The organism is Amycolatopsis sp. cmx-4-54, from assembly GCF_046548895.1.
Classification (GTDB): Bacteria; Actinomycetota; Actinomycetes; order Mycobacteriales; family Pseudonocardiaceae; genus Amycolatopsis.
In genome coordinates, this window is sequence record NZ_JAEBEJ010000006.1 from 53,070 (window position 1) to 79,321 (window position 26,252).

General features: G+C 70.0%; 24 protein-coding genes. 17 read left to right on the forward strand and 7 right to left on the reverse strand.

Annotation, left to right across the window (positions count from 1 at the left end; genetic code table 11):
* The first annotated feature begins 95 nt into the window (after window positions 1-95).
* Both ACLJQ7_RS20780 and ACLJQ7_RS20785 read left to right on the forward strand, forming a co-directional pair.
* On the forward strand, window positions 96-791 hold the full coding sequence (locus ACLJQ7_RS20780) for a response regulator transcription factor (RefSeq protein WP_410649871.1): 696 nt from the start codon (window positions 96-98) through the stop codon (window positions 789-791).
* Window positions 788-2,227 (forward strand): sensor histidine kinase, encoded by a 1,440-nt coding sequence (locus ACLJQ7_RS20785; protein WP_410649872.1) that lies wholly within the window; start codon window positions 788-790, stop codon window positions 2,225-2,227. The genes ACLJQ7_RS20780 and ACLJQ7_RS20785 overlap by 4 nt, the downstream gene beginning before the upstream one ends.
* A gap of 258 nt (window positions 2,228-2,485) precedes the next feature.
* On the opposite strand, the gene ACLJQ7_RS20790 is transcribed toward ACLJQ7_RS20785, so the two are convergent.
* Entirely contained in the window at window positions 2,486-3,139 is a 654-nt protein-coding gene (locus ACLJQ7_RS20790) for a pyridoxamine 5'-phosphate oxidase family protein (protein WP_410649873.1), read from the reverse strand.
* Window positions 3,140-3,230: 91 nt separating this feature from the next.
* Here ACLJQ7_RS20790 and ACLJQ7_RS20795 point away from each other — a divergent pair, with 91 nt between their 5' ends.
* Window positions 3,231-4,589: a PLP-dependent aminotransferase family protein gene (locus ACLJQ7_RS20795; RefSeq protein ID WP_410649874.1), complete on the forward strand. Its 1,359-nt coding sequence runs from the start codon at window positions 3,231-3,233 to the stop codon at window positions 4,587-4,589.
* Between the two features lie 33 nt (window positions 4,590-4,622).
* Window positions 4,623-5,591 carry a zinc-binding dehydrogenase gene (locus ACLJQ7_RS20800; RefSeq protein WP_410649875.1) on the forward strand — a complete coding sequence of 323 codons (969 nt, stop codon included), beginning with the start codon at window positions 4,623-4,625 and terminating at the stop codon, window positions 5,589-5,591.
* Here the strand turns inward: ACLJQ7_RS20800 and ACLJQ7_RS20805 are convergent, their stop codons facing one another.
* Both ACLJQ7_RS20805 and ACLJQ7_RS20810 read right to left on the reverse strand, forming a co-directional pair.
* Window positions 5,592-6,134, reverse strand: a complete 543-nt coding sequence (locus tag ACLJQ7_RS20805; protein ID WP_410649876.1) for a DUF3515 domain-containing protein — start codon at window positions 6,132-6,134, stop codon at window positions 5,592-5,594.
* A 194-nt stretch (window positions 6,135-6,328) separates the two neighbouring features.
* Entirely contained in the window at window positions 6,329-6,562 is a 234-nt protein-coding gene (locus ACLJQ7_RS20810; protein ID WP_005160289.1) for an Lrp/AsnC ligand binding domain-containing protein, read from the reverse strand.
* A gap of 133 nt (window positions 6,563-6,695) precedes the next feature.
* Here ACLJQ7_RS20810 and ACLJQ7_RS20815 point away from each other — a divergent pair, with 133 nt between their 5' ends.
* Window positions 6,696-7,652, forward strand: a complete 957-nt coding sequence (locus ACLJQ7_RS20815) for a thiamine-phosphate kinase (RefSeq protein WP_410649877.1) — start codon at window positions 6,696-6,698, stop codon at window positions 7,650-7,652.
* Here ACLJQ7_RS20815 and ACLJQ7_RS20820 read toward each other — a convergent pair.
* A complete protein-coding gene (locus ACLJQ7_RS20820) occupies window positions 7,649-8,371 on the reverse strand; it encodes a GNAT family N-acetyltransferase (protein ID WP_410649878.1) in 723 nt (240 codons plus the stop codon). The two genes, ACLJQ7_RS20815 and ACLJQ7_RS20820, sit on opposite strands and share 4 nt — an antisense overlap.
* Window positions 8,372-8,422: 51 nt before the next feature.
* Between ACLJQ7_RS20820 and ACLJQ7_RS20825 the strand changes: the two genes are divergently transcribed.
* Genes ACLJQ7_RS20825 through ACLJQ7_RS20835 form a run of 3 tightly spaced genes read left to right on the forward strand, consistent with a single transcriptional unit; the run spans window position 8,423 to window position 10,121 of the window.
* On the forward strand, window positions 8,423-8,893 hold the full coding sequence (locus ACLJQ7_RS20825; RefSeq protein WP_410649879.1) for a GNAT family N-acetyltransferase: 471 nt from the start codon (window positions 8,423-8,425) through the stop codon (window positions 8,891-8,893).
* Between the two features lie 8 nt (window positions 8,894-8,901).
* Window positions 8,902-9,432: a gamma carbonic anhydrase family protein gene (locus ACLJQ7_RS20830; protein WP_037342086.1), complete on the forward strand. Its 531-nt coding sequence runs from the start codon at window positions 8,902-8,904 to the stop codon at window positions 9,430-9,432.
* Window positions 9,433-9,443: 11 nt separating this feature from the next.
* Window positions 9,444-10,121 carry a uracil-DNA glycosylase gene (locus ACLJQ7_RS20835; RefSeq protein WP_410649880.1) on the forward strand — a complete coding sequence of 226 codons (678 nt, stop codon included), beginning with the start codon at window positions 9,444-9,446 and terminating at the stop codon, window positions 10,119-10,121.
* A gap of 344 nt (window positions 10,122-10,465) precedes the next feature.
* Here ACLJQ7_RS20835 and rpmB read toward each other — a convergent pair whose 3' ends face one another.
* Window positions 10,466-10,657 carry a 50S ribosomal protein L28 gene (rpmB, locus tag ACLJQ7_RS20840; RefSeq protein WP_007031450.1) on the reverse strand — a complete coding sequence of 64 codons (192 nt, stop codon included), beginning with the start codon at window positions 10,655-10,657 and terminating at the stop codon, window positions 10,466-10,468.
* A gap of 133 nt (window positions 10,658-10,790) precedes the next feature.
* Here rpmB and ACLJQ7_RS20845 point away from each other — a divergent pair, with 133 nt between their 5' ends.
* The 5 genes from ACLJQ7_RS20845 to ACLJQ7_RS20865 all read left to right on the forward strand — a co-directional run bounded on the left by ACLJQ7_RS20845 (window position 10,791) and on the right by ACLJQ7_RS20865 (window position 17,563).
* Entirely contained in the window at window positions 10,791-12,377 is a 1,587-nt protein-coding gene (locus ACLJQ7_RS20845) for a DAK2 domain-containing protein (RefSeq protein WP_410649881.1), read from the forward strand.
* Between the two features lie 4 nt (window positions 12,378-12,381).
* Window positions 12,382-14,535 (forward strand): ATP-dependent DNA helicase RecG, encoded by a 2,154-nt coding sequence (gene recG, locus ACLJQ7_RS20850; protein WP_410649882.1) that lies wholly within the window; start codon window positions 12,382-12,384, stop codon window positions 14,533-14,535.
* A gap of 84 nt (window positions 14,536-14,619) precedes the next feature.
* Window positions 14,620-14,997: a hypothetical protein gene (locus ACLJQ7_RS20855; RefSeq protein ID WP_410649883.1), complete on the forward strand. Its 378-nt coding sequence runs from the start codon at window positions 14,620-14,622 to the stop codon at window positions 14,995-14,997.
* Window positions 14,994-17,057, forward strand: coding sequence for a caspase, EACC1-associated type (locus ACLJQ7_RS20860; RefSeq protein ID WP_410649884.1), 2,064 nt, complete (start codon window positions 14,994-14,996; stop codon window positions 17,055-17,057). The genes ACLJQ7_RS20855 and ACLJQ7_RS20860 overlap by 4 nt, the downstream gene beginning before the upstream one ends.
* A 2-nt stretch (window positions 17,058-17,059) precedes the next feature.
* Entirely contained in the window at window positions 17,060-17,563 is a 504-nt protein-coding gene (locus ACLJQ7_RS20865) for a GNAT family N-acetyltransferase (protein WP_410649885.1), read from the forward strand.
* Here ACLJQ7_RS20865 and ACLJQ7_RS20870 read toward each other — a convergent pair.
* A complete protein-coding gene (locus ACLJQ7_RS20870; RefSeq protein ID WP_410649886.1) occupies window positions 17,553-17,960 on the reverse strand; it encodes a hypothetical protein in 408 nt (135 codons plus the stop codon). The genes ACLJQ7_RS20865 and ACLJQ7_RS20870 overlap by 11 nt on opposite strands.
* 394 nt (window positions 17,961-18,354) lie before the next feature.
* On the opposite strand from ACLJQ7_RS20870, the gene ACLJQ7_RS20875 reads away from it, so the two are divergent.
* Window positions 18,355-19,608, forward strand: a complete 1,254-nt coding sequence (locus ACLJQ7_RS20875) for a DUF222 domain-containing protein (protein ID WP_410649887.1) — start codon at window positions 18,355-18,357, stop codon at window positions 19,606-19,608.
* Between the two features lie 337 nt (window positions 19,609-19,945).
* Here ACLJQ7_RS20875 and ACLJQ7_RS20880 read toward each other — a convergent pair whose 3' ends face one another.
* The gene (locus ACLJQ7_RS20880) at window positions 19,946-20,554 is read right to left on the reverse strand and encodes a TetR/AcrR family transcriptional regulator (protein ID WP_410649888.1); all 609 of its coding nucleotides are present in this window, start codon (window positions 20,552-20,554) and stop codon (window positions 19,946-19,948) included.
* Window positions 20,555-20,585: 31 nt separating this feature from the next.
* Between ACLJQ7_RS20880 and ACLJQ7_RS20885 the strand changes: the two genes are divergently transcribed.
* The 3 genes from ACLJQ7_RS20885 (at window position 20,586) to ACLJQ7_RS20895 (ending at window position 26,181) form a co-directional block, all read left to right on the forward strand.
* Window positions 20,586-21,746: an erythromycin esterase family protein gene (locus ACLJQ7_RS20885; protein WP_410649889.1), complete on the forward strand. Its 1,161-nt coding sequence runs from the start codon at window positions 20,586-20,588 to the stop codon at window positions 21,744-21,746.
* Window positions 21,747-21,815: 69 nt separating this feature from the next.
* Window positions 21,816-22,715: a S8 family peptidase gene (locus tag ACLJQ7_RS20890; protein ID WP_410650285.1), complete on the forward strand. Its 900-nt coding sequence runs from the start codon at window positions 21,816-21,818 to the stop codon at window positions 22,713-22,715.
* An 88-nt stretch (window positions 22,716-22,803) separates the two neighbouring features.
* Window positions 22,804-26,181, forward strand: coding sequence for a pyruvate carboxylase (locus ACLJQ7_RS20895; RefSeq protein ID WP_410649890.1), 3,378 nt, complete (start codon window positions 22,804-22,806; stop codon window positions 26,179-26,181).
* Window positions 26,182-26,252: the final 71 nt, after the last annotated feature.

Here is a 26,252-nt window from a genome sequence, read left to right on the forward strand (position 1 = left end):
TGCCGCCCGGTGACCTTTCTTGGCGGAACCTGTCGGCTTCCTGTCGTGTGCGCGCCCGCCTCGCCCTCGCGCGCGCGTTCACGGAGGATGGCGTTGTGAACACCGAGAACCCCGTCCGCTTGCTGGTGGTGGACGACGAGCCGCATATCGCCGACCTGGTGGCCACCGTCGCCCGCTACGAGGGCTGGCAGGCCGTCACCGCCGGATCGGGTGAGGCCGCGCTCGAGCGCGCCGCCGAATTCGGGCCCGACATCGTCGTGCTCGACCTGATGTTGCCCGGGATCGACGGGTTCACCGTGCTGGACAAGCTCCGCGAGTCCGGGACCGCGGTGCCGGTGGTCTTCCTCACCGCGAAGGACGCGACCGCGGACCGGGTAGCCGGGCTCACCCGCGGCGGCGACGACTACCTCGTGAAGCCGTTCTCGGTCGAGGAACTGATGGCGCGGTTGCGCGCCGTCCTGCGGCGGAGCACCAACCAGGCCAAGGCGGCGGTGCTGCGAGTCGGTGACCTGACCCTGAACGAGGACACCCGCGAGGTCGCCCGCGGCGGCAGACCCGCCGAGCTGACCCCGACCGAGTACGAACTGCTGCGCTACCTCATGCGGCGTTCGCCTTCGGTGCTGACCAAGGCGCAGATCCTCGACCACGTCTGGGAATACGATTTCGGCGGCCGGTCCAATGTGGTCGAACTCGTCATCTCGCATCTGCGCCGCAAACTCGACACCGGCGACGAGCCGTTGATCCACACCGTGCGCGGCGTCGGCTACGTCGTCCGGCAGGCGGCGAGATGAAGATACTGCGCCGGTGGTACGACGCCTGGCGCCGGTCGAGGCTCGGCACGCGGCTGGCGCTCGGGCTCGGCGCGCTGGCGCTGGTCGTGTTCGCCGTCGTCGGGACCGTGATGGTCGGCATCATGAAGGGCTATCTGAACGACCGGCTCGACGAACAGCTCGCCAAGACCCAGATCAGCCAGGTGCCGTCGCTGCGCACCACGCACGGCGGGAAACCGCAGCAGGCCTACGGCTGGTTCTCCGCCGTTTTCGCGGTACAGAACGGGGACGCGCTGCCGCAGGCGGGCGGTTCCCTGCCACCGGACACGAAGGCGCTCGAAAAGGTCGCCGAAGACGCGACGCGGACCGAGGTCCTGCGCACCGTCTACATCGAAGACAAGGGCACTTACCGCGTCCGGGCCTGCCCGATCGAACCGGCGCGGAATATCGTGCTGGTCAGCGCCGCGCCGCAGGCCGATCTGGACCGGACGGTCAGCCAGCTGATCATGGTCGAGGTCGTCGCGTTCCTGCTGGCGCTGGCGGTGCTGGTGATCGCGGGACGGCTGGTGCTGCGGCGCGGGCTGCGGCCGCTGAGCGACATGGCCGGGACCGCGCACGACATCGCTTCGCACGACCTCACGGCGAACGCCGATCTCCCGGTGCGCGCGCAGGCGAGCGGCGGCGGTGCCGAGGTCGAGGAACTGCGGACGGCGTTCAACGTGATGCTGGCGCACCTCGATTCCTCGCTGGTCGCGCGCCGGGAGGCGAACGAGCGGCTCCGGCGCTTCATCGCCGACGCCTCCCACGAACTACGCACGCCGCTGACGTCGATCCGGGGCTACGCCGAGCTTTTCCGCTACGCCGCGGCGAACGAACCCGCCGAACGCGAGGCGCACCTGTCGAAGATCCGGGAAGAGACGCAACGCATGAGCGTGCTCGTCGACGACCTCCTGCTCCTCGCGCGCCTCGACGCGCCGGAGACCGAGGCGCCGCTGCGGCTGGTCGACGTCGACGTCGCCGAGCTGATCACCGACGCGGGGGAGGCCTGCGCCGCCGGCCGTCCGGAGCATCCGCTGATCATCGGCCCGCTACCGGAAGGTGTTGTCCTGCAAGCGGATCCGGTGCGGCTGCGGCAGGTGCTCGACAATCTGCTCGCCAACGCCGCGGTGCACACGCCGCCGGGGACACCGGTGACGTTGTCGGCTTCGGCTTCGGACTCGGAGGTCGTCCTGCGGGTGAGCGACGCCGGGCCCGGGATCCCGCCGGAGGCGCGGGAGCGGATCTTCGACCGGTTCTACCGGGTCGACACCGCCCGCACGCGCGGCAACGGCGGGACCGGGCTCGGGCTTTCGGTGGTGCTCTCGCTGGTTTCGGCGCACGGCGGGACGATCGAGGTCGAGAGCGTGCCGGGGGCGACGACGTTCACCGTGCGGCTGCCGCGCCACCGCCAGGGGTGACTCTGGCGGAACCCAGCCGCGGTCGTGTCGTCCATCCAGTCACACGTGTCGTCCGCCGGATCACACGTGTCGTCCGTCCAATCACGTGTGATCGCCGTTGCTGGACCTCGCGAGTGGTGATCGGTCGCGAGTCCCTTCATGCGCAACGGCTTGGGGCCGACGTTGCGAAAGCCACTTTCGCAACCTTCAACGTTGCGAAAGTGGCTTTCGCAACCCAGCCGGCCAGGAACCGCACGGCGCACGGGCTCATGAGATCCGCTACCCGACCCGCCGCTTCACGTGGTCCGGCACCGTCCAGTCACTGACGAGATCGGCCGACGGCTCCGGTTCCCCGAACACGGTCCGCACCGGCAGCACCCCCGCCCACGAGAGATCGGCCGCGACCTCGTCCTCGGGATCGTCGGGACCCTCGCCGCGCATCTTCACCGAAGCCTCGGTGAGGTCCAGTTCCAGCACCGAAACGGACGCGAACTCCTTCGCGTTGACGTCCCTCGCGTGCTCCCACGAACCGGGCGCGAGATGGTCGGTCAGCACGCGGAGGCCGTGCATCTTCCGGTCCGCGTCGGTGACCGCGGCCGCCCTGCCCAGGATCACCGCGCTGCGGTAGTTCATCGAGTGGTTGTTGACCGATCGCGCGTAGACGATGCCGTCGAGCAGCGTCACCGTGACACAGACCTCGACGCCGTCGGAGTCGCGCATACTCTTCGCACCGGTCGATCCGTGCAGGTAGAGCGTGTTGCCGTCGCGCCCGTAGCCGGTCGGGATGACCAGCGGGACGCCGTCGCGCACGACGCCGAGATGGCAGATCAGGCCTTCGTCGAGCACCGAGTACAGCGCCGAGCGGTCGGTGAGGGCGCGGTTCTTCTTGCGGCCGAGGGTGGTCCGGTCGGTAGGGGAGAGCGGCGTGGACATGCGAGTAGCCTCACCCAGGAGAGTGGCCTGTAATAATGTCCAATTCTCCTATACTTGAGAAGGCCACTTCGGGAAAGTTGCGGAGCACACCATGTCCGACACCGCTCTGCCGGTCAGCCTCGACCGCGATTCGCTCGTCCCGCTCGCGGTCCAGCTGGCCGACGCGTTGCGCGCGGCCGCGGGCGACGGACATCTGCGCGGCGGCGACAGGTTGCCCTCGACGAGGGCGCTCGCGAGCCGTCTCGGCGTGAGCCGCACGGTGACGTCGGCGGCGTACGAACAGCTTCACGCGGAGGGCTGGATCGCCGGCCGTCACGGCTCCGGCACGTACGTCACCACCACGCCGCCCGCGGACAGGCCGTCGAAAGGACCCGCGCCGGGCACCCCCGCCAAGCCGCCCACGCTGGTCGACCTCACCCCGGGCGTCCCGTGGGCCGACGGCATCGAGAAAGCCGCCTGGCGCCGCGCGTGGCGGGCCGCCGCCGACCCGCGCCCGACCTCTCGCGAGGACAGGGCCGGTCTGCCCGCGTACCGCGACGCCGTGTCCGAGCATCTGCTGCGGCACCGCGGCCTCGCGGCCGGGACGGTGCTCGCGACCGGCGGGACGACGGCCGCGGTGATCGAACTCGCGGGCGCGATGCTTTCGCGCGGTGACCGGGTCGCGATCGAGGAGCCGGGTTACCAGCGCGCGGTGCAGGCCTTTCGGCGGGCGGGGATGGAGGTCGTGCCCGTCCCGGTCGACGAAGAAGGCCTGCGCCCGGACGCCGTCCCCGCCGACGTGCGCGCGGTGTACTGCTCGCCCGCGCACCAGTACCCGCTCGGCAGCCGGATGAGCGCGTCCCGCCGCGTCGAGCTGGTCGAACTCGCCCGCGCCAACGGCATGCTGGTGATCGAGGACGACTACGACGGAGAGCTGCGGTTCGACGTCGCGCCGCTGCCGCTGCTGGCCGCGCTCGCGCCCGACGTCGTCGCGCATCTCGGGACCACGAGCAAGATCCTCACGCCGGCGCTGGGCGCGGGCTGGATGGTCGCGCCGTCCCAGGTCGCGGCCTCGGTACTGGAGTACCGCGAAGCGACCGGCACGCGTCCTTCGCCCGCCGGGCAGCGGGTGCTCGCCGAACTGGCGCGGCACGGCGATCTGGGACGGCATCTGCGGAAGCTCCGGCGCGAACTGTCCGAGCGCCGGTCCCTGGTTTCGGCCGCGCTGACGTCGGCGGGGATCCCGGTGCTCGGCGACGACGCGGGCGCGCATCTGGTCGTCCCGTACGGATCGGCCGCCGCCGAGGCGGCGCGGATGGCGGCGGCGGAACGCGCCGGGATCCGGCTCGACGGGCTCGCCCGGCATTTCGCCGGGACGCCGACGGTGTTCGGGAACCTCATCGGGTACGCGGGCTGTTCGCGCGAGGCGTTGCACTCCGCGCTCGAACCGCTGATCGCCGTGCTCGCTTGACCTCCAGCGAACTGGAGGTCATAGCTTGCGCTCATGCGTGAGATCAGAGTGTCCCGGTTCGGCGATCCCGGAGTGCTGGAGCAGGTCGAGGTGCCGACCCCCGAACCGGCGGAGGGTGAGCTCCGCGTCGCGGTGACGGCGGCCGGGGTCGGCTGGCTCGACGCCCTCATCCGGCGAGGTGACGGTCCCGACTTGTTCGCGGTCGAGCCGCCGTACGTGCCGGGTGGATCGGTCGCGGGCACCGTCGACGCGGTGGGTGCCGGAGTCGACGAAACCTGGCTGGGCCGCCACGTCCTCAGCCGCGCGCCCGGTGGGTACGGCGGGGGATACGCGGACACGGTCGTCGCGCGGCCGGACGACACGTTCCCCATTCCGGACGGGCTGGATCCCCGGCACGCGGTGGCCCTGTTCGACGACGGCAGTACCGCGCTGGCGTTGCTGGAGAAGACCCCGGTCGCGGCCGGGGAGCGGATCCTGGTGGCGCCGGGCGTCGGCGGGCTCGGCAGCGTTCTGGTGCAGCTCGCCCGCGCGGCGGGCGCGACCGTCTTCGCGGCGGTCCGCGGTGACGAAAAGGCGGCTATCGCACGGAAACTGGGGGCCGAGCCGGTCGACTACTCGGCGGCGGACTGGACGGGAGAGGTCCTCGCCCGCACCGGCGGCCCCCGTCTGGACGTGGTCTTCGACGGCGTCGGCGGCGAACTCGGCGCCGCTTCGCTGGCGTTGCTGAGGAACGGCGGCCGCTTCTCCGGCTACGGCATGTCCAGCGGCGCGGAGACCGTGATCGACGACACCGACCGTGCCCGGCTGTCCGTTGTGGACATGGCGCAGCTGGTCGGGTTCTGGCCCGACAACGCGTTCCGCGTGCGGGAAGTGCTGCGGCAGGCGGCCGACGGGAGGCTGACGCCGATCATCGGCCGGACGTACCCGCTGGCGGAAGCGTCCGCCGCGCACGCGGACATCGAAGCGCGGCGATACACCGGGAAGAGTCTTCTGCTGCCTTGATCAAAAGCGCAGCGGCACCGCGGGGAGAGTGGCGGCGATGACCTCGGAAACGGTCTGCAGTGGCCCGGTCCCCGCGGTGTCCGGCACGGTGAGCGCCGTGTAGACGGGACGGTCCACCACGAACCACGTCGCGGTGCCCTCACCCTCGACCTGCAGCCACTGGACGCCGTTGATCGTCCGCAGCTGCGAGGTCCGCGTGAGTTCCGGCGGCTTGCCGAGACCGCACCGCAGGACCACCGGGTCGCCGGTGCCCCAGCCGATCGTCGCCTCGGGGGCGGGATCGGCCAGCGTGCGCCGGACCAGCGTGTTCCCGGACGAGGCGAGCTCGTGCGGGAGCGCGCCGACGAGTTTCGCGCATTCGGGTGACCCCGACTGCGGTGCCGGGACCGGGACGAGCGGGAGCGGACCGTCGGCGGCCGGGGCGCCGGATTCCGCGCCGCGGGTCAGCCCGAAGACGGCCACACCCGCGACGAGCAGGATCGCCAGGCAGGCGGCCGCGATCAGCAGGGGTTTCGGCGGTGCGCCGGTGTCCGTGTCAGCCACCGGACAACTACACCACCTCGGAATTTCGGTGGTGAACCCGCGTCCGCGATCGACGTCGGCAGGACGCTGCCCGATCGTTCACGTCGCCGATGCGGAGACGGCGTCCTGCCACCGCGATAGCGGGGCCTTCGGCCAGGGCGGTTTCACGCGTATGGGCACTTTCGGAGTGCGTCCTCAGCTCCGCCGACAGGCACTCAGAGGTGCACGACCGGGCAGGTCAGCGTCCGCGTGATGCCTTCCACGTTCTGCACCTTGGCGACCACGAGCTGGCCCAGCTGATCGACGGTGTCGGCCGCGGCCTTGACGATGACGTCGTACGGGCCGGTGACATCCTCCGAACTGGTGACACCGGAGATGGTGGAGATCTCCGCGGCGACCGCGGCGGCTTTGCCGACCTCGGTCTGGATGAGGATGTATGCGTGGACCACGGCGCGCCCCTTCGTAAAAGTCGGCTCAAGGTAGGAACGTTGTAGCAACGTATCGCCAGCCCCGGGAAAAACCTAGGGCTTCCGACTATCGGTGATCGATATTTGTCCGGACAAGGGAAAGTGGAGGTGACGGGTGTCACCGAACGACGGCACGGTCGCCGGGACCGGTGAATTCCGGTTGATCGAGGCGGTGACCGCCGGCCGGAAACAGCCGGAGACGACACTGCTCGGACCGGGGGACGACGCGGCCGTCGTGGCCTCCCCGGACGGGCGGACGGTGGCGTCCACCGACGTCCTCGTGCAGGGCGTGCACTTCCGGCTCGACTGGTCCAGCGCCGAGCAGGTGGGGCGCAAGGCGGTCGCGGTCAACCTCACCGACATCGCCGCCATGGGCGCGCGCCCGACGTCCGTCCTCATGGGTTTCGCGTGCCCCTCGGACACACCGACGTCGCTCGTCACCGAACTCACCCAGGGCATGTGGTTCGAAGCCGACCGCGCGGGGATCGGGATCGTCGGCGGCGACATGGTGCGCGCCGACCAGATCGTGATCAGTGTCACCGCCCTCGGCGACCTCGGCGGCCGGGAACCGGTGACGCGGTCCGGCGCGCGTCCGGGCGACGTCGTCGCGGTCTGCGGACGGCTCGGCTGGGCGGCCGCCGGGCTCGCGGTGCTCGGGCGGGGGTTCCGTTCCCCGGTCAGCGTGGTCAACGCGCAGCGCTGCCCCGAGCCGGACTACGAGGCGGGTATCCGCGCGGCCGACGGCGGCGCGACGTCGATGATCGACGTGTCCGACGGGCTCCTGTCCGACCTCGGCCACATCGCCGAGGCCTCCGGCGTCGGGATCGACGTGCGGACGGCGGACCTCGACGTGTCGAGCAGGTTGACCGAGGTCGGCACCGCGCTCGGCGCCGACCCGCTGAAATGGGTCCTCACCGGCGGCGAGGACCACGCGTTCGCGGCCACCTTCCCCTCCTTCGTCGAGTTGCCGGAGGGCTGGACCGAGATCGGCGTCGTCACCATGCCGGATTCGGGGGTGACGGTGGACGGGAAGCGATACGGGCACGACAGCGGCTGGCAGCACTGGCGCTAGGAACGTGAGGCCCACCAGGTCGAGGGCGCGGCGACGGTGAAACCGAGGGATTCGTACAGCGGTCTGCCCAGCCGGGACGCGGTGAGGGTGACGGGCAGCCCCGCCAGCGGGGCGAGGGAGCCGAGCATCACGGCTCGCCCCACGCCGCGCGAGCGGAAAGCGGCCGGCGTGCCGACCCAGTAGTGGCTGCCGAAGCCGTTGTCGACGACGGTCACGCACGCCCCGGCGACCTCGCCGTCGAGCCGTGCGACGAACACGTCGACGCCCGGCTGGTCGAGGAGGGCCGTGGGGAACATCTCACCCGGCCGGAACCGCGCGAGTTCGAACCCGTCGATCACCGCGCGTTCGGCGGCCCGCAGCTCCGCCTCTCCGCGGACCCGGACCACCTCCATCGCGGGTTCGCCGACCGGGGCGGGTGGGCGAAGCATGACGGGCATCTGCCAGCTGCGCAGGTCCCCGAGATGGTTGAGATCGGTGACGCTGAAGGGATCCTCGGCCTCCACCGGCCCGGTCGCCCGTGCGGCGAGCTCGGTGATTTCCGCCAGCTCGCCGTCGGTGAGATCGGGCTCCTGGATCAGGACGCGCAGCCCCGCGCGTTCGTCACCGGCGACGGCGAGAAAGCCGCGACGGCGGATCACCTCGTGGCCGCGGGACCGGCCGGTCGCGGCCCAGAACGCGGCGGAATTGCGCGCCTGGCGCAGGGACGTCTCGATCGACATGGCCGCAATCTACTTTGGGGAATGGCAAGTCTTCTCGCTAATCTCGCGCTCATGGACCTTCGTGTGCTGGCCTACGATCACCCCGACGCGGTGAAGCTGCTGGCCGAAGCGCAGCTCGAGCTGGCCGCCCGGTACGGCAGCGAAGACGAGACACCGATGGACGCGGCGCAGTTCGCCCCGCCGAGGGGGCTGTTCATGGCCGCCTACCTCGACGACGTCCCGGTCGCGTGCGGTGCCTGGCGCGCGCACGACGGCCCGGACCCCTTGCTGCCGGGCGATGCCGAGATGAAACGCGTGTTCGTGATGGCTTCGGCGCGAGGCCGCGGGTTCGCCAGGGCGATCCTCGCCGATCTGGAACGGACGGCCGCCGAGGCCGGACGGCTGCGTATGGTGCTGGAGACCGGGGACAGGCAGCCGGAAGCCATCGCGCTGTACTTGTCGGCGGGGTACCGGGAAATCCCGGGTTTCGGGTACTACAAGGACGAACCGGAGAGCATCTGCTTCGGCAAGCCGCTGGTCTAGGAGAACGTATGCCGATCTACGCGCTGGGCGACCTCGAACCGTCGATCCACCCGGACGCCTACGTCCATCCCGACGCGACGGTGATCGGCGACGTCCGGATCGCGGCGTTCGCGTCGGTGTGGCCGCAGACCGTGCTGCGCGGCGACCACGGTTACATCGAGATCGGCGAGCGGTCCAACGTGCAGGACGGCTGCGTGCTGCACTGCACCCGCAAGGAGCCGACGATCATCGGGAAGTCGTCCGCCGTCGGGCATTCGGTGCACATCGAAGGCGCGCGGATCGGCGAGGGCTGCCTGATCGCTTCGGGGTCGGTGGTCCTGAACGGAACCGTCGTCGAGGACGGCGGGATGGTCGGCGCGGGCGCGGTTCTCTCTTACGGGTCCTATGTGGACAGTGGACACATCGCGCTGGGCGTCCCGGCCAAGACTCGGCCGAACACGTCGTTCGGCCCGGACATGATCAAGCTCGTCGTCGACGGCTATGTCGAGCGGGCGGCGAGGTTCCGGGTCGAACTCCGGCGACTCGACGGACGTGAGTAAGCTCGCACGCCGTGACCGCACGACCGCTGCAGGACATCGTCGAAGCAGGCTGGGCGCAGGCCCTCGAACCGGTGGCGCCGCAGGTCGCCGCGATGGGGGAGTTCCTCCGCGCGGAGATCGCCGCCGGCCGGACCTATCTCCCGGCGGGTGAACACGTGCTGCGGGCGTTCCAGCAGCCGTTCCACGACGTGCGGGTGCTGATCGTCGGCCAGGACCCGTACCCGACGCCAGGGCACGCCGTCGGGCTGAGCTTTTCGGTGGCGCCGGACGTCCGGCCGATCCCGAAGAGCCTGATCAACATCTACAAGGAGTACTGCGAGGACCTCGGGCACCCGCTGCCGTCGAACGGCGACCTGACGCCGTGGGCCGAGAAGGGTGTGCTGCTGCTCAACAGGTCGTTGACCGTGCAGCCCGGGAAGTCGAACTCGCACCAGGGCAAGGGCTGGGAAGCGGTCACCGAGCAGGCCATCAAGGCCCTCGCCGCGCGGGACGAACCGATGGTGGCGATCCTGTGGGGCCGCAACGCGCGGAACCTGAAGCCGATGCTGGGAAAGGTGCCGTGCATCGAGTCGGCGCACCCGAGCCCGCTTTCGGCGCACGCCGGCTTCTTCGGCTCGCGGCCCTTCAGCCGGGCGAACCAGCTGCTTGAGCAGCAGGGCGCCGGCCCCGTGGACTGGAAGCTCCCCTGACCTTCTTGTGTTGCGCGTGAAGGCCCCCTTCCTGTACCTAGGCGCAAGTAAGGGGGCCTTCATGTACTGGGCGCCGCCCAAAAGTCCGTGAAGGCCTCCTTGAGGGACCCAGAGTCCCTCAAGGAGGCCTTCACGGACTCCGGCGAAACCTCAGGTATCTCACTGGCTACTCGGGTCCCAGGAGTAACGTCGCCGGGCGGGCCACGTTGCGAAAGCCACTTTCGCAACCTTCAACGTTGCGAAAGTGGCTTTCGCAACCTCCCGCCCCGCGCCCCGCGAGCCGACCCGCGCACAAAAAATGGCGGGTGCTCCGAAGAGCACCCGCCATTCCCCAAAAACCCGGCTCAGCCGCGAACGACCTTGCCCGCCTTGATGCACGAGGTGCAGGCGTTCAGGCGCTTGCGCTGGGAAAGACCGATCTTGGCGTGAACGGTCTGGATGTTCGGGTTCCACCGGCGGTTGGTACGCCGGTGGGAGTGCGAGACCGACTTGCCAAAGCCCGGTCCCTTGCCACAGACGTCGCACACGGCAGCCACGTCGAACTCCTCTGGATCTGGGACAAAGAATGATGCGCCCAGCATGCTGGGCAACTCGACCATAGTAACCAGTGGCTCAGAGCCCTCCGGCACCGGGTCGATACCCTCGCTGGAACAGCTAGGAGGTTACGGGGTGCGGGTGCTGGACGTGGCGGCGGTGTCGGCCTGGTCGGCGGCCTGTGTGCACAGCTTGGCGGTGCTCCGGCCGGCCATCGACGGCATCAACGTCTACCCGGTCGCCGACTCCGACACCGGCTCCAACCTGCTGTTCACCATGACCGCGGCCCGTGACGCGCTGGCGGAGGCCGAGCCCGCGACGGCCGCCGAGGCGCTGTCGGTGTTCGCCAAGGGCGCGGTCGCGGCGGCCAAGGGCAACTCGGGCGTGATCATGTCGCAGGTCGTGCGCGGGATCGCCGAGGCGGCGGCCGCCAGGGAAATCGACGGGCCCGGGCTCGCGGAGGCGCTCGGGTGCGCGGACCGGGCCGCCACGGGAGCGGTGAGCCGCCCGGTGGCGGGGACGATCCTCACCGTCCTCCACACCGTCGCCGCCGCCGTCCGTGAGGCGACCGGGTCACTCGAAGAGGTGGCCACCGCGGCGGCCGCCGTCGCCGCTGAAGCCCTCGAAGAGACGCCGAAACAGCTGCCGGTTCTGGCGGTGGCCGGCGTGGTCGACGCGGGTGCCCGCGGGCTGGTCGCGGTCCTCGACGCTCTTTCCGGCGTGATCTCCGGCGGACTCACGGAGCCGGAGCACCCGCTCGAGGCGCATCACCATCACGCGACGATCGACGCGCCGACGGCCTGGGAGGTCATGTACCTCCTGGACGGCGTCGACGAAACCAGCCTTCCCGGCCTTCGCAAGACCCTCAGCGGCCTCGGCGACAGCGTCACGGTCGCCGGGGACGGCGCCGGCGCGTATGCCGTCCACGTCCACTGCGCGGACATCGGCGCGGCGCTGGAGGCCGGGATCGAACTCGGCCGCCCCCGCCGGGTGCGGGTCGAGCCGCTGATCACGCCCACCCCGGTCGAGGTCGGCGGCGGGATCGACCGTTCGGTGGTCGCGGTGGTCCACGGCGGGCCGCTGGCCGAACTCCTCCGCGCGGAGGGGGTCGCGGTGCTTTCGGTCCCGCACGGCGTCCAGCCGACGGTCGAGGAGATGCTGGGCCTGATCAACGAGGCCGCCGGGCATCACGTCACCGTCCTTCCCGGCGGCCAGGAGCTCACCGCGGCGGCCGACGCGGCCGCGGGTCATGCGATGGCCGCGGACCGCGACGTCGTCGTCATCCCGTGTGTGTCACCCGTCCAGGTGCTCGCCGCGCTGGCCGTCCACGACCAGGACCGCCGCACCAACGACGACGTGGTCGCGATGGCCGAAGCGGCCGCCGCCACCAGGCGTGGCGAACTGAGGATCGCGCGGGAGGAGTCGCTAACCTGGGTGGGCCGGGCGCAGGCCGGTGACGTCGTCGGTCTCGTCGACGGCGAGGTCGTGCTGATCGAGCCCGCGCCCGCCTCGGAGACGAGCCTGGTCGCGGCGGCGGTCGGCGTGCTGAACCGGATGCTGGCCCTCGGCGGCGAGCTGGTCACCGTGCTGACGGGGCCGGACGCGCCGGTCCGGCTGCCCGGAGAGCTGGCCGATCAGCTGTGCCGGGAGCATCCCGAGGTCGAAGTGACGAGTTACGCGGGCGGCCAAACCGACGCCGTGCTGCTGATGGGGGTGGAGTGACCGCATGACCAACCTGCGCGCGGACCTCAAGCTGGTCGTCGGCGCGGCGACGGCGAAGGCGCTCGCCAAGGGCCTCAAGATCGAGACGGTCAGCGACCTCCTGCGGCACTACCCGCGCCGGTACGCCGAGCGCGGCCAGCTCACCGACATCGCCGGGCTCGAACTCGGCGAGCACGCCACCGTGATGGCGCGCATCGAGCGCGTGAACAAGCGCCGGATGAAGGCGCGCAGCGGCACCCTGCTCGAAATGGTGATCACCGACGGCAAACGCCGTCTGCAGTGCACCTTCTTCAACCAGGCCTGGCGCGAGAAGGAACTCGTGCCAGGCAAGAACGGGCTCTTCGCGGGCAAGGTCACCGCCTTCCGTGACGTTCTGCAGCTGGCGAACCCCGAGTACGAGCTGTTCGACGCCGATCGCGCACCCGAGGCGATGGACGACTTCCTCGCCGAGATCATCCCGGTGTACCCGGCGGCGCAGGGGATCCCGACCTGGGTGATCGCGAAGGCCGTCCGGCAGGTGCTGGACGTGCTGGAGGTCGACGAGGACCCGATGCCGATCGAGCTGCTGGCCCGGTACGGCCTGCCCAGCCTGGAAAGCGCGCTGCGCGGCATCCACCGTCCGTCGAGCTGGCAGGCGCTGAACTCCGCGCGCGACCGGCTCAAATGGGACGAGGCCATGGCCGTGCAGCTGATTTTCGCGCAGCGACGGCATTCCCTGGTCTCGCGGCCCGCGAAAGCCTGTCCGCACACCGAGGGCGGCATCCTCGACGCCTTCGACAAGCGGCTCCCGTTCGCGTTGACGTCGGGGCAGCAGGAGATCGGCGAGGAGATCGCGCGGGATGTGGCCACCGAGCATCCGATGAACCGGCTGCTGCAGGGCGAGGTCGGTTCCGGCAAGACCGTGGTCGCGCTGCGCGCCATGCTGCAGGTCGTCGATTCCGGACGGCAGGCGGCGATGCTCGCGCCGACGGAGGTCCTCGCCGCGCAGCACGCCCGGTCGTTGCGCGAAATGCTCGGCGACCTCGGGCAGGCCGGCGAGCTCGGCGGCGCGGAGAACGCGACGCGCGTGACCCTGCTGACCGGGTCGATGGGCGCCAAGGAACGCAAGAAGGCGTTGCTGGAGACGGTCAGCGGCGAGGCCGGGATCGTCGTCGGCACGCACGCGCTCATCCAGGACACGGTGTCGTTCGCGGATCTCGGCCTGGCCGTGGTCGACGAACAGCACCGCTTCGGGGTGGAGCAACGGGACGCGCTGCGTTCCCGCGGCTCCGACGAGACCAGCCCGCACGTGCTCGTCATGACGGCGACGCCCATCCCGCGCACGGTCGCGATGACCGTCTACGGCGATCTGGAGATCTCCGCGCTGCGCGAGATGCCGGTCGGCCGGTCGCCGATCAAGACTTCGGTGGTGCCGGTCGCGGAGCGGCCCGCCTGGCTGGACAGGGCGTGGCAGCGGGTCCGCGAGGAATGCGGCAAGGGCCACCAGGCGTACATCGTCTGCCCGCGTATCGGCGACGAACCGGCGTCGGACAAGGGAGACAAGCGGCCCGCGCTCGCGGTCCTCGACGTGGCGCCCGAGCTGGCCGAAGGGCAGTTGAAGGGGCTGAAGATCGGCGTCCTGCACGGCCGGATGCCCGCCGACGACAAGGACGCCGTGATGCAGGCGTTCTCCAGAGGCGAACTGGACGTGCTCGTCGCCACCACCGTGATCGAGGTCGGCGTGAACGTGCCGAACGCGACCGCGATGGTGATCATGGACGCCGACCGGTTCGGCATCAGCCAGCTGCACCAGCTGCGCGGGCGGGTCGGCCGGGGCAGTGTGCCGGGGCTGTGCCTGCTGGTCACCGAAGCCCTGGACGGGACGACCACCCGCGAGCGCCTGGCCGCCGTCGAGTCCACGACGGACGGTTTCGAACTGTCCAGAATGGACCTGGAACTGCGCCGAGAGGGCGACATCCTCGGCGCCGCGCAGTCGGGGAAGAAGTCGACCCTGAAACTGTTGTCGCTGCTGCGCGACGAGGACGTGATCGCCGAGGCGAGGGCCCGCGCGTTGGAAATCGTCGAAAAGGACCCGGCCTTGGGTAATTACTTGGGACTGGCGCACATGATCGCCGACGTCGTCGACGAAGATCGCGTGGAGTACCTGGAAAAAAGCTGACGTGAACAGCTCTGCCCGTTCGGACCTTGCCGCCGGACGGGCAAAGGGGCTTTCCTCGTTCCGTACGGGCGAGGGAGGCCGGGGATGACAGCAACGGTGCGGGTCCGGCTCGGGGAGGACGGGGCCGACGCGGAACGGGTCGACCAGCTCGCCGGGTACCTTCGAGAAGCGCTGGTCGAACGCGGGATCGCCGACGTGAGGGCGCTGACGGCAGGCCCGGCGCCGCCCGGTTCGCGGGGGTTCGACGTCGCGACGGTGGGCGGGCTGCTGGTCACGCTGGGGCAGTCGGCCGAGGGGTTGCGTTCGGTCGTCGCGGCCGTGCGGGACTGGCTTTCGCGCGGCGGACGGGTGAAGCGCACGGTGCGGCTGGAGATCGACGGCGACGTGCTGGAACTGTCCGAAGCGACGCTCACCGATCAGGACAAGCTCGTCGACCTCTTCGTGAGCAGGCATTCGCCATGACCGGCGAGCGGCGTGCCTTGATCATCGCCAACGGGGAGTACGACAATCCGGGGCTGAGCGCGCTGCGGTCCCCGGCCGCCGACGCCGAAGCGCTCGCCGAAGTCCTCGCCGACCGCGCCATCAGCGAATTCGACGTCCAGGTGGTGCGCGACGAGACCGCGCACGTGATCGCGGGCCGGGTCGAGGACCTGTTCGCCGACAGCGCGCCGGACGACGTCCTGCTGGTGCATTTCTCTTGCCATGGCTTGAAAAGCGAGTCGGGTGAGCTGTTCTTCGCCGCCCGCAACACCCGGCCGGAGCGGCTCGCGTCGAGTGCCGTCCCCGCCGATTTCGTCCAGCGCTGCATGCGGATGAGCCGGTCCCGGAGCATCGTCCTCCTGCTGGATTGCTGCTACGGCGGCGCTTTCGGTCAGGGGGTCGCCGTGCGCGCCACCGGTGAGGCCAACGTGCTCGACGCGTTCCCGGTCGGCGGGTTCGGCGGCCGCGGCCGTGCGGTGATCACCGCGTCGAACTCCATCGAGTACGCCTTCGAAGGTGACCAGCTCGCCGACGACCACGCCCGCCCGTCGGTGTTCACCTCGGCCCTGGTCGACGGGCTACGGACCGGCGAAGCGGACCGCGACGAGGACGGCTGGGTGGCGCTCGGCGAACTGTACGACTACCTGTTCGACAGCGTCCGGGAGCGGAACCCGAACCAGACACCCAGCCGCGACATCGAGATGCAGGGCGAGCTGTACCTGGCCAGGAGCAGGCGCCGCCGGATCAAACCGTCGCCGGTCCCCGCCGATCTGCGCGCGGCGAGCGAGGACCAGAACATGTTCACCCGCCTCGGCGCGGTGACGGAACTCCAGCGGCGGCTCACGAGCGAGAATCTCTCCGTCGCCATCGGCGCGCACGAAGTGCTCACCACGATGGCGCAGACCGACATCCGGCATATCGCCGAGGCCGCCGACCTGGCGCGGCGGGACGCGCGTGTGCGAGCCGAGCCCGAAGTGGTCCGGTTCGGTGAGGTCGTCCGGGGATCGCGGCCGGTGGCGCGTATCCGGCTGGAGGGCCCGCCGATCGCGCGGGCATGCCGGTTCGCGTCTTCGCACACCTGGCTGCGGGTGACCGAGGACGACGACGGGGCCGAGATCCTGTTGGAGCAGACAGAACTCGGGGCGTTCGAGGCGCGGGTCACGGTGACCGGGCCGACCGGTGACGTGGTGGTGCGGGTCGAGGGGCAGGTCGTCCGGGAACCCGCGCCCGAACCGCGGCCGGTGCATACGCCCGCGCCGACCCCGGAGCCTTCCAGGAACCCTGATCCACCCGTACTTCCGAAGCCTGAACCGGCCGTGCCCGCGCGACCGAGGCCAGACCCGTTCGCCGTCGCCGCCGGACTGCTCGCCTTCGCGGCCGCGGTGTATCTGGTGGTCATCGCGTTCCCGCTCAGCAGCAGCGTGGAGGATTTCTTCGAAGACGGCGGCTGGACCGTCGTGCCGCTCGTCCTCTTCGCGATCGGGGCGGGGATCGCGATGTTCCTGCCAAAGACGCGCCGGATGGCGGGGCCGGGGGCGCTGTGCGGGCTGACGCTGCTCTCGGCGATCCCGTCCGGCCCGGTCCTTCTCGTCCTCGCCGACGGCTGCCTGGTCGCCGCGGCCGTCTGCGCGCTGGTGTCGGTGCGGCGTGACCGGAGTTTCCGGCTCGGGCTGGGGAAGCCACGGGGCGCGCTCGCCGTTACGGCTCTCGCTTCCGGGACTTGCGGCGCACTCGGTCTCGTGGTGCAGGCGATCGAACTCTTCGGCTACTCGGGGACCCGGGCCGACGAGGGCGCGGTCTACCTCGTGGTCTCGGTGACGCTCCTCGCCGGGACGCTGCTCGGCGTGTTCCTGCGGCCGGCGGCGTTCGGGATCGCGTTCCTCGGCGGCGTGGCCGGAGGCGGCATCGTCATGGTGTGCATGCTTTTCTACGCGATGCCGAGCAGTTCGAGCGTGACCGGCGCCGGCTGGGGGATCGCGCTGTCGATGGTGCTCGTGCTCGCCATCGTGACCGGTCTCGCCGTCCGCAAAGAGAACGGCTGACGATGGCCACGATCCGCCCCGCGACCGTCGAGGACGCCTGGCCGATCGCCGAAGTGAACGTGCGGTCGTGGCAGGCGGCGTATCAGGGCCTGCTGCCCGAGCTCTACCTACGCGATCTTTCCGTCGAGGGCAGGGCGGCTCGCTGGCAGCGGACCCTCGCCGATCCCGCCAACCAGGGCGACATCCTGGTCCTGGTCGAAGACGGATCGCTCCTCGGTTTCACCGCCGTCGACCGGATCCGCGGCGAACTGCGTGCCATCTACCTCGAACCCGGCCGCTGGGGCACGGGACTGGGCAGGCAGCTGCTCGACACCGCCGTCGCCGAGCTGCGGGACTCGGGACACCGCCAGGCGACACTCTGGGTGCTCGACACCAACAAGCGTGCCCAGCGTTTCTACGTGGCCGGGGGCTGGGCGCCGGACGGGGCGACCAAGACCGACACCATGCCCGGCGAGGACGTCCCGCTTTCCGAAGTGCGCTACCGGATCGACCTCGTCAGCGCCTGAACCAGGCGCTTTCCTCGGGTTTGTTGAGGACGACGATGACGCCGACGGCGATGCCCATCCCGATCAGCTGGGTGATCGCCCCGCCGTTGACCAGGCTGACCAGCCCCATGACCACGACCAGTCCTTCCACGACGACGACCGTCGGCCGCACCCACGGCGAACCACGGGAAATCCTTATCGCGCAAGCGATCAGCACGACCGCGACCACGAAACCGAGGAGCGCCAGCGCCAGCGCGAGGCCTGCCTCCTCGTTGCCGTGCTCGAGCTCGTTGATCGCGAGGGCGGTCACGAGCGCGCTCGCGAGGACGTTGAGGACCGCCTGCACCCAAAGGAAAGCGCGGACGATCTTGAGCCTGCCCGGCATCTCCACCGGCCGGTTCCGGACTTCCTCGGTCATGACGGTCCCCTCTCTTGGCACGGAGAGGTCAGTCTGGGGCCTGGAAGGCGTTGGCGTTGACGGTAAAACTGTCCGCATCCCGCAGTGGTCTCCCGGGGTGTGGCTGCCCATTCGGGCTCGATCACCCCGCTGGCCCGTGTTCCTGTGAATCTGTTCGATGGGCTTCGTGATCCAGGTGGTCCCTGACAGTGCGGGCGGCCTCGTACCGGGTTCACCCAGGCCGTCAGGGGCCAATCTGGGCGCGAAGCCCGCGAACGTGAGTTACCGGATAGCGCCTAGTTGTTTGGCGTAGTCGTCGTTTCGCACTCAAATCACCCGCCAGTGGTAAATGCGCCAATTAATAGTTACCCAAAATTACGAACACGTGTTCGGTTGATTGCGGTATTCTGGGGGTGTGTCCGAGACCTTCCTTCCCGAGATGCCGCAGGAGTTGTGGCGTGCTGGCAAGCTGGAGCTTGCTCATGGCGTGCAGCAGTCTTTGCGGGTGATTCGGATGGCTACCGCGGGTTTGGGGCGGTATTTGGCGGAGGTCGAGTCTCGGGGTGTCAAGGATTTGTACGGGTATGGCCGTACGGCTGCATGGTTCGCGGATGTGGCGGGGTTGTCGGTTGGTGAGGCGGGTGCGGTGGTGAAGCGGGCCATCGCGTTGAACCCGTCCCGTGCGTTGGATGGCACTGAGGTTCCGGCCGCGCTGCCCACGACCGCTGCGGTTGCGGCCGAGGGGTTGGTCGGTGATGAGCGGATCGATCAGATCCTGGAGATCTTGAAGAGGCTTCCGGCCGAGATCTCGGCGGAGGATCGGGCGAACGCGGAGAAGATTCTCGCGGACCTCACCCCGAGTGCCGGTCCCCGGCAGCTGGCCAAGGCCGAGGCGAAACTTTTGGCGTTGCTGGACCCGGACGGCAAGGAGCCGAAAGACCCGGAACCGAAGGAGCCGCGTCGGGAGATCACCCTGGAGCGCCGGAAGGACGGGTTCTGGAAGCTCACCGGTCTCCTGGATGACGAGACCGGAGCCCGCACGGCTGCCGCGCTGGAGGCCTACGCCCAGCCACGACCCGTCGACGAATTCGGCCAGGCGGACCTGCGGATGAAATGCGAACGCATGGGTGATGCGTGGGTCGACCTCCTCGACCTGGCGATCGCCTGCCCCGACCAGCCCGGCACCAGCGGGTATCGGACGTTGGTGAACGTCACCATCGGCCTTGAGGAGTTGAAGTCCGGTCTCGGGACCGCGTGCTTGGATTTCGTCGGGACGATGACCGCCCGGGAAGCCCGGCTGGCTGCCTGTGACTGTCTGATGCTGCCGGTCGTGTTGAGCGCCGCCGGAGAACCCCTCGACGTCGGACGACTCAGACGCTTCGTCACCCCAGGTCAACGCCGGGCACTGAACATCCGAGACGGCGGCTGCGCGTTCCCCGGCTGCCACCGGAAGCCGAAGAATTGCCACGCTCACCACATTCACCACTGGGCAGACGGCGGCCCTACCGATCTTCGGAATCTGGTGCTGCTCTGCGGGTTCCATCACCGCCTGATCCACCACGGCGACTGGCAAGTCCGCATGGCCGCCGACGGCTTACCGGAATTCATCCCACCCCAATACCGAGATCCGCTCCGACAACCTCGTCGCAACACCCTGCATCACGTCTGAACCCCGAGGAGCCCGCCAGCCACCCGGCGACGGGCCCCTCGCCATGCCCAATGCTCCGTGAAGGCCCTTTTTTCCCTACCCTGAGAGTAGGGAAAAAAGGGCCTTCACTACCTGCCGATCCCTCCCGACGGACTGAAGTGCATGAAGGCCCAGGCGCAAGGAAAAAAGGCCTTCGCTCGCTCCATTGCGACTGGTGGGTGCCACTGAGAGTTCCGCACCGTAAGGGGAACTTTGAGTCCCTTAAGAAGTCCTTCACGGACCGGCGACCAGGACCCCCACCGCATCGAGAAAACCAAATGCGTAGCCACCGCGGTCCAAGCGGAACCCCGCCCCGGGGCTAATCCTCTGACCGCACAAAAGCGCCCTCACGCGCCGCCACCGCCACCGCCCGCGCCGTCACCCGCGCCTCCGCCACCGTGACACTCTCCCGCGACAGAAAAAGCCGGTAGAAGATCGGCCCGCATACCGCCCGCACCAGTTCGTCCCCGTCCGTGCCGGAAGGGATCTCACCCCGCGCGACGGCCCGTTCCGTGATCGGCGCCATGCGCACGTGCCGGTCGGCGTAGAAGTCGTGCAGGGCCTCGGCCGCTTGCGGCGACTGGAACGCGGCAAGCACCGACGCCGTGGGCAGTTCCTTGAGCGCGGGCTCGGTGAAGTACCGCACGACCTCCGCGGCCACTTCGTACAGATCGTTCTCCAACGAACCGGTGTCGGGCGCCGTCCAGTCGTCCTCCGCGCCCATCTGCAGCGCGGCGGCGACGAGGCCGTCCGGCGAGGACCAGCGCCGGTACACGGTGGTCTTGTGCACCCCGGATCGCTCGGCGACCGCGTCCACGGTGAGTTCGCCGAACCCGCGTTCGGCCAGCAGGTCGAGGGTGGCGTGCAGGACGGCCTGGCGCGTGCGCTCGGTCCGGCCGCCGGGCCGCTGGGTACCGGAGGTTGCCAATTGCTACTCCTGTTGCGTTAGTGTGGGCAGTATGTCAGACCCAGCGAAGATCGCCGAACTCATCGGGGACGCGAAGATCGTCGCCATCGGTGAGAACAACCACCACATCCACGAATTCGGCGACCTGCGCAATCGTTTCCTCCGGCATCTCGTCGAGCAGCACGGCTTCCGGGTCGTGGCCTTCGAATCCGGCTTCGCCGAGGGGAAGCTCGTCGAGGACTGGCTGAACGGCGCTCCGGGCGACGTCGCAGACATCGGCCGCGAAGGCTTCACCTTCTCGCTCGGGGAGTCGCCGGAGGCCCACGAAATGCTCGCGTGGCTCCGCGAGCGGGGCGACGTCCGATATTACGGCCTCGATGTGCCGAGTTCCGCGGGCTCGCCGGCGCCCTCGCTCGACGCGGTCCGCGCCTACCTGTCCACTGTGGACGACGCCGCCACGGGCCTGGTCGACGCGGCGATCGAGGCGACCAAGGGGTACGCGTCGGTCAGCAGCGCGGAGGCGCCCGCCAAGTACGCCGCCCTCGACACGGCGGCCAAGGACAAAGCGACCGCGGCGCTCACCCGGCTCAAGACGCACCTGACGTCGTTGCGTCCCGTCTACGGGAACACGGTCGTCGCGGAGCACCACGTCGAAGGCGCACTGCGCGTCGACGCGTACCTCGCCGAGGTCGCCGCGATGATGTCCGGCGACGCGCCCGCCCGGCAGAGCGGTTCGCGCGACGCGTACATGGCGGAGACCGTCCGGCTGATCCGGCGGTCGCACGGTGACGACACGAAGATCGTCGTGATGCTCCACAACGGACACCTCCAGCGCGTCCCGTTCTCGCCGTTCCCCGGGCTCACCTCACCTTCGGCGGGCACACATCTGGCCGCCGAATTCGGTGACGACTACTTCGCGCTCGGGCTCACCGCCGTCGAGGGCGAGACCACCGGGCTCCAGCCCGATCCGGCCGCACGGCTCGGTTTCACCGTCCACCGCCAAGAACTGGAAGCACCCGCGGACGACAGCGTCGAAGCCGAGGGCCCAGGGCTGGTGGATCTCCGCGCACGACGGGGAACCGCCGGACCGCGGAGCATCCGGCACGCGCATCTGTTCAACGCCGTCGACGTCGCCGACGCTTTCGACGCGCTGGTCTGCTTCCCGAAGTCGACGGTCAGCGGTCATATCGGCCAAGACCAGTCGAACGGGTGACACTCCGGGGTTGCCGCCCCCGGTGCAGAGGCGTAGAGCCAAGGCATGATCATTCGACTGGTACGCGTCATGGCCGCGCTGGCGCTCCTGGTGCTGGTGGCGCCGCCCGCCTCCGCGACGGAAGTCCAGCAGAACCCGCCGAACTGGGGGCTGGACCGGATCGACCAGCGAACGGGTCTCGACCAGCTCTACCACTACGAGATCGAAGCGAAGGACGTCACCGTCTACGTGATCGACAGCGGGGTCGACGCGGCGCACCCGGACTTCGGCGGCCGGGTCAAACCCGGTAAGGACTTCCTCAACGGTGGCACGGATACCACCGACACCAATGGTCACGGCACGTACCTGGCCGGTGTCGCCGCGTCGAGGACTTTCGGTGTCGCGAAGGGCGCGCAGATCGTCCCGGTCCGGGTGATCGACGCGCAGGGCGGCGGCGCGACGGACAAGATCATCGCGGGTATCGACTGGGTGACGCAGAACGCACAACAGCCCGCCGTCGCCGTCCTCGGCATCGGTGGCGCGGCCAACGACCGGCTCGACGCCGCCGTCCGCGCGCTCGCGGCGGTCGTCCCGGTCGCCCTCCCGGCGGGCGGCGAGGCCACCGACGCGGGCAAGTTCTCACCCGGCCGGGTCACCGAAGCGCTCACCGTCGGCTCGACCGACGCGAGCGATCAGGTGGGGTCGACGTCGAACTACGGCGAAGTCGTCGACTTGTTCGCACCCGGCGTCGACGTGCCGGGACCCGACGCCGGGGGCAGCGGCGGCAGGATGCTCAGCGGGACGTCGTCGGCCGCCGCGCACGTCGCCGGGGTGGCGGCGCTCTACCGGTCCCTGCATCCCGCGGCCTCCGCGCCGGACGTCGCGAAGGCGCTTGTGGACCTCGCCGCGGTCGACGTGCTGACCGGGGTCCACGAGGGCACCGCGAACCGGGTGCTGCAGAGTCCCGGGGCGCAACTCGGCCAGGGATGATGTCCATCACCTGGGCAACAGCTCCCGTCCTGCGGGACCGAACAGGTAACGTGCCTCACCTACCGATCCGATGATGGGAAGGACCGGCATGTTCCGCAAGGTACTGGTCGCCAACCGGGGTGAGATCGCCATCCGTGCGTTCCGCGCCGGATTCGAGCTCGGCGCGGGCACGGTGGCTGTGTTCCCGCACGAAGACCGCAATTCGCTCCACCGGCTGAAGGCCGACGAGGCCTACGAGATCGGCGAACCCGGTCACCCGGTGCGGGCCTATCTGTCGGTCGAGGAGATCGTCGCGGCCGCCAAGAAGGCGGGCGCGGACGCCGTTTACCCCGGCTACGGCTTCCTCTCCGAGAACCCGGACCTCGCGCGCGCGTGCGAGGACGAAGGCATCACCTTCGTCGGACCGAGCGCGGACATCCTCGAGCTGACCGGCAACAAGGCCCGCGCGGTCAAGGCCGCGCGCGAGGCGGGCGTACCGGTCCTGGGTTCTTCCGAACCGTCCTCCGACGTCGACGCGCTGGCCGCCGCCGCCGAGAAGATCGGCTTCCCGGTCTTCGTGAAGGCCGTCGCCGGCGGTGGCGGGCGCGGTATGCGCCGCGTCCAGGACCCCGCGCAGCTGCGCGAGTCCATCGAGGCCGCCGCGCGCGAGGCCGAATCGGCCTTCGGCGACCCGACGGTGTTCATCGAGAAGGCCGTCGTCGAGCCGCGTCACATCGAGGTCCAGATCCTCGCCGACGGCGAGGGCAACGTGATCCACCTCTACGAGCGCGACTGCTCGGTCCAGCGGCGCCACCAGAAGGTCATCGAGCTGGCCCCGGCGCCGAACCTGCCGTCCGAACTGCGCGACCGGATCTGCGCCGACGCGGTGAAGTTCGCCCGCCAGATCGGCTACCGCAACGCCGGCACCGTCGAATTCCTGCTCGACCGGGACGGCAACCACGTCTTCATCGAGATGAACCCGCGGATCCAGGTCGAGCACACGGTGACCGAGGAGGTCACCGACGTCGACCTCGTCCAGTCGCAGCTGCGCATCGCCTCCGGCGAGACGCTGGACGACCTCGGGCTGTCGCAGGACAAGGTGTACCTGCGCGGCGCCGCGCTGCAGTGCCGCATCACCACCGAGGACCCCGCCAACGGTTTCCGCCCGGACACCGGGATGATCAGCGCGTACCGCTCGCCCGGCGGTTCCGGTATCCGCCTCGACGGCGGGACGGCGTTCGCCGGCACCGAGATCAGCGCGCACTTCGACTCGCTGCTGGTGAAGCTCAGCTGCCGCGGCCGCGACTTCAAGACCGCCGTCGGCCGCGCCCGCCGGGCCGTCGCCGAGTTCCGGATCCGCGGTGTGGCCACGAACATCCCGTTCCTGCAGGCCGTCCTCGACGACCCGGACTTCCGCGAAGGCCGCGTCACGACGTCGTTCATCGAGGAGCGCCCGCATCTGCTCACCGCGCGCCATTCGGCCGACCGCGGGACCAGGCTGCTGACCTACCTCGCCGACAAGACGGTCAACAAACCGCACGGCGAGCGTCCGCGCACCCTCGACCCGCAGGTCAAGCTGCCGAAGCTGCCCAAGGATCTCGAACCGGCGCCCGGGTCGAAGCAGAAGCTCACCGAACTCGGCCCGGCCGGGTTCGCCCGCTGGCTGCGGGAGTCGCCGACCATCGGCGTCACCGACACCACCTTCCGTGACGCGCACCAGTCGCTGCTCGCCACCCGCGTGCGGACGAAGGACCTGCTCGCGGTCGCGCCGGTCGTCGCGCGGACCACGCCGCAGCTGCTCTCGCTGGAATGCTGGGGCGGCGCGACCTACGACGTCGCGCTGAGGTTCCTGGCGGAGGACCCGTGGGAGCGGCTGGCGAAGCTGCGGGAAGCGGTCCCGAACATCTGCCTGCAGATGCTGCTGCGCGGCCGCAACACCGTCGGGTACACGCCGTACCCCACCGAGGTGACCAACGCCTTCGTCGAGGAGGCGACGGCCACCGGGATCGACATCTTCCGGATCTTCGACGCCCTCAACGACGTCGAGCAGATGCGCCCGGCGATCGAAGCCGTCCGCGAGACCGGGACCGCCGTCGCCGAGGTCGCGCTCTGCTACACCTCGGATCTGTCGGACCCGTCGGAGAAGCTGTACACGCTGGACTACTACCTCAAGCTGGCGGAGCAGATCGTCGGCGCGGGGGCGCACGTCCTGGCCATCAAGGACATGGCGGGCCTGCTGCGGGCGCCGGCGGCGGCGCGGCTGGTTTCCGCGCTGCGCAAGGAGTTCGACCTCCCCGTGCACATCCACACGCACGACACCGCGGGTGGCCAGCTGGCGACGTACCTGGCCGCGATCCAGGCCGGGGCGGACGCCGTCGACGGTGCCGTCGCGTCCATGGCGGGCACGACGTCGCAGCCGTCGCTTTCCGCGCTCGTCGCTGCCACCGACCACTCGGACCGGCCGACCGGGCTCGACCTGCAGGCCATCGGCGACCTGGAGCCGTACTGGGAGAGCGTGCGCAAGATCTACGCGCCCTTCGAGGCGGGGCTCTCCTCCCCGACCGGACGCGTGTACCACCACGAGATCCCCGGCGGTCAGCTGTCGAACCTGCGCACCCAGGCGATTTCGCTCGGTCTCGGGGAGCGGTTCGAGGACATCGAGGCGATGTACGCGGCCGCGGACAGGATCCTCGGGCACCTGGTCAAGGTCACGCCTTCGTCCAAAGTGGTCGGTGACCTCGCGCTGCACCTCGTCGGCGCGGGTGTCTCGCCGTCCGACTTCGAAGCGGAGCCGAACAAGTTCGACATCCCCGACTCGGTGATCGGCTTCCTGCGCGGCGAACTGGGCGACCCGCCCGGTGGCTGGCCGGAGCCGTTCCGCACCAAGGCCCTCGAAGGCCGCGCGCAGCCGAAGCCGGTGCAGGAACTGTCCGAAGAGGACCTCAAGGGGCTGGCGGAGAACCGGCGCGCGACGCTGAACCGGCTGCTGTTCCCCGGGCCCACGAAGGACTTCGAGGCGCACCGCGAGCAGTACGGTGACACCTCCGTCCTGCCGTCCAAGGACTTCTTCTACGGCCTGCGGCCGGGCGAGGAGTACTCGGTCGACCTGGAACAGGGTGTCCGGCTGCTGATCGAGCTGGAAGCCATCGGCGAGGCCGACGAGCGCGGGCTGCGCACGGTGATGTCGACGCTCAACGGCCAGCTGCGCCCGATCCAGGTCCGCGACACCTCGATCGCGTCGGACATCCCGGCGACGGAGAAGGCCGCCAAGGGCGACCCGAAGCAGATCGCCGCGCCGTTCGCGGGGGTGGTCACGCTGCAGGTGTCCGAGGGCGACGAGGTCGAGGCCGGCGCGACGGTCGCGACCATCGAGGCGATGAAGATGGAGGCGTCGATCACCGCGGCGACCGGCGGCAAGGTGTCGCGGCGCGCGATCAACGCCGTCCAGCAGGTGGAAGGCGGGGACCTGCTCCTCGTCCTGGAGTAGCCGCCGTTGCGCGTGAAGGCCCCCTTCCCTCGGCTCAGCCGAGGGAAGGGGGCCTTCACGCGCTTGCGGCC